The 2,643-nt window shown below is 42.8% G+C and carries 3 protein-coding genes and 2 pseudogenes; 4 read left to right on the top strand and 1 reads right to left on the bottom strand.

The genetic code is table 11. The features are described from left to right. Positions 1-55 precede the first annotated feature (55 nt). From ACTHRH_RS25560 to ACTHRH_RS25545, 4 genes and pseudogenes are all read left to right on the top strand, one after another. Positions 56-526 (top strand): histidine phosphatase family protein, encoded by a 471-nt coding sequence (locus tag ACTHRH_RS25560; protein ID WP_379288339.1) that lies wholly within the window; start codon positions 56-58, stop codon positions 524-526. Positions 527-651: 125 nt separating this feature from the next. Then, on the top strand, positions 652-1,356 hold the full coding sequence (locus ACTHRH_RS25555; RefSeq protein WP_440418265.1) for a hypothetical protein: 705 nt from the start codon (positions 652-654) through the stop codon (positions 1,354-1,356). Positions 1,357-1,367: 11 nt separating this feature from the next. After that, the gene (locus tag ACTHRH_RS25550; RefSeq protein WP_144937529.1) at positions 1,368-1,592 is read left to right on the top strand and encodes a CD3324 family protein; all 225 of its coding nucleotides are present in this window, start codon (positions 1,368-1,370) and stop codon (positions 1,590-1,592) included. Positions 1,593-1,750: 158 nt separating this feature from the next. Then, positions 1,751-1,852, top strand: a pseudogene (locus ACTHRH_RS25545) (sugar ABC transporter permease); the annotation flags it as partial. Between the two features lies 1 nt (position 1,853). Here the strand turns inward: ACTHRH_RS25545 and ACTHRH_RS25540 are convergent. Beyond that, positions 1,854-1,970, bottom strand: a pseudogene (locus ACTHRH_RS25540) (sugar ABC transporter permease); the annotation flags it as partial. Between the last annotated feature and the right edge of the window lie 673 nt (positions 1,971-2,643).

Here is a 2,643-nt window from a genome sequence, read left to right as displayed (position 1 = left end):
ATCAAAAGAACGCTTCGTGAATGATTTCACACCTTAAAAATTAAAAAAAACTGTCTTGACTTCTTGTGCCACTATAGAAACCGCCGGGTATATTGCATTAGAAACTAAATCTACTATTCAAGTGGATAGTCGTTTGCGGGAACGTGCTAATTGGGGCGACCTTCCAGGCCAAACCTTTGATGAGTTTGTTGCCATGTGGGAGCGGTGCACGTCTGAACCCGAATATATACCGCCTGTAGGCGATTCAGCAAAGCAAGCCGGGGAACGTTTATCTTCATTTTTAACAGAATTAGCACAGAAACATCCGTTCCAAAGTCATATTGTAATGGTTACGCATGGAGGATTAATAACGGACTTTCTTGTAAATACATTCCCCGGGGATCAACTTGATCTATGGCATCCCAATTTCATTGCCGTACAAAGCCAGTTAATTCCCGAGTGTTCTATAACCACGCTAATTTATGAAAACGGGCAATATCAAATTGCAGATTTGGCATCTGTTGAGCATTTAGAATCCATCCTTTAACCATACCAATATGTAAAGTTGGTTTAAGATATTTATTGCCTATATTCCACCTGTTTTCGTTGCTATGATCTTCATATATCAGATGCGCAGCTGATCAATTGGAAAATGGAAAAGGGGATCAAAAGATGGGTAAGGACCACATCATTCAATCGATGCTTTCTGCAAAGGTAAGTATGACGCCGAATGGGTTTGTTGCAGACCAATTAAGCCCGAAGCAGTTTGCGGATTGCCACGAGTTGTTTTTTGACAAGATTTTCGAAATTAGTTCATCGGATATATCGGGAGTAGAAGGCTATGGTGAGTTTAATGAGGATTGTCAAACAAATTATAGGACCTGCAGGGAATTTCTGATCGATACCTTTGCGGAGGATAAAGAGGGGTATTGGTACAACTGGAGGGAAATGTTTGAAACGACGGTTTTGGAACGTGAATTTTTCGAAAGATACTTTAAGGAAATGGAGGACAGAATTCATTATTGCGAAGGCAAGCGTTATTTGGTTAATAATAATACATTTTTCGTCAATATGATTACGGATGGGAAGACAACGGTTGGTTTCCCTGACTGGAGCAGATCCGGTATTTGCGATCTCCTGTTGGATTTTTCCATTATGGACCTGAATAAGCCTTACTTAAAAATACCGGAATTGTTGGTGGAGTATTGCAAGCAAAGGGACATCGTCATACCGGATTTTCAAGAAAGATACTTATGTATGGCTTATTATAAAGGAATCGATGTCTTGCGTTGGCATGCATCGATTGATGATACGGAATCCTGCATGTCTATAATGAAATCTGTCAGTGAACTGAAGGATCGACTATACGCCCTATAGATGGTGATGGTATGAAATATGAAAATGCCGGCGATGTGTTGCCGGAGGAATTATTGAAAGAAATTCAGAAATATGCGGCAGGAAAACTGCTCTATATCCCTTCCGGGGAGGAAAAAAGGGCATGGGGCGAAATGTCCGGATACCGGGATCAATTGCAGAGGCGCAACCTGATGATTCGCAATAAGTATGCCAACGGGATTACGGTTTCGGAGCTTGCGGACGAATACATTCCGTGACGGGGCAAGTATACGGTTGGTTTGGCGATGTAACGGATACGAGATGGCATACGCTGGAGTTCCAGGCCGTCATTCAAACGGGACAAGGTGGCCAGACGATCCAAAATACTGCACTCGTGAATGCTGACAACATAGATCAGCCAGGCGAACCGACGGAGATCATGTTGGTGTGGCAAGTGCTTTTTGATTGGAATGGATCACTTAACGCCTGGATGCATGCTGCCGGACTTGAACAGATAGACTGGATGAAATCGGCCTGGTGCCCGCTCCCTCCAAATCGGCCGTCTCATAGTAGTCTCGCGGGATGCTTTGCAGCCCTGCAAGGAATAAGATAATGTTGTAGCCGATATGTTTCCATAGGTAGAATACGGAGATCACACCTCTCGACGGAGGCTACAGGCACTATCCTGGATTCCATTAAGAAAATCATCTATTCGAAGAAAAATGACAGACATTTAATCTATTCTCCGACTATAGAATCAGCTGTACAATATGCGAATGCCGGAATGCTCGAGGAATGGATTCAGTGCTATCTGCTGCTCACCCGAAAAGTGGCTCCCATTCTGCATGATGTTATGAAGGAGGACCAGCTATATTTTGGAGTCGTTAAGTTTCCACTGCGTCTTATCGAGCGTGATGGATAAGTTATGATGATGAGCTCGAAAAACTAAAGCCGTTGTTACGCAATGCTTACCAGTGCATATACAATTATCAGCTTGTTCGTTCTCCTATACGATTCGTACGAAAGCTATAATCAACGACGGCGCTCTGGAGAATCTGACTTCATACTGAATCAGAAGCGGCTGGAGGGCGGCTGCATCGTCATCATTTTCATCTGCAAGGTTTTCCCCACTCCCTATGACAAAGTTGCGGTGAAATCTGGATGGGTACCCGTATGAATGCCATTATAATAATTTAGTTTTGTCATCATGGGTGGTAAATCTTCATTTTTCTCGACAAATACAATATCCCAAGGTCAAGTCCTGACTCTTGTGTAAAATTCACTACAATGTTTTCTACACTGGATTATTAGCCTAGCTTTCTCTTGTTA

This window comes from Paenibacillus sp. SAFN-117 (genome assembly GCF_051966115.1).
Lineage (GTDB): Bacteria > Bacillota > Bacilli > Paenibacillales > NBRC-103111 > Paenibacillus_L > Paenibacillus_L residui.
Note: the sequence above shows the minus strand (reverse complement) of the source record. Positions and strands in the feature narration are given on the sequence as shown.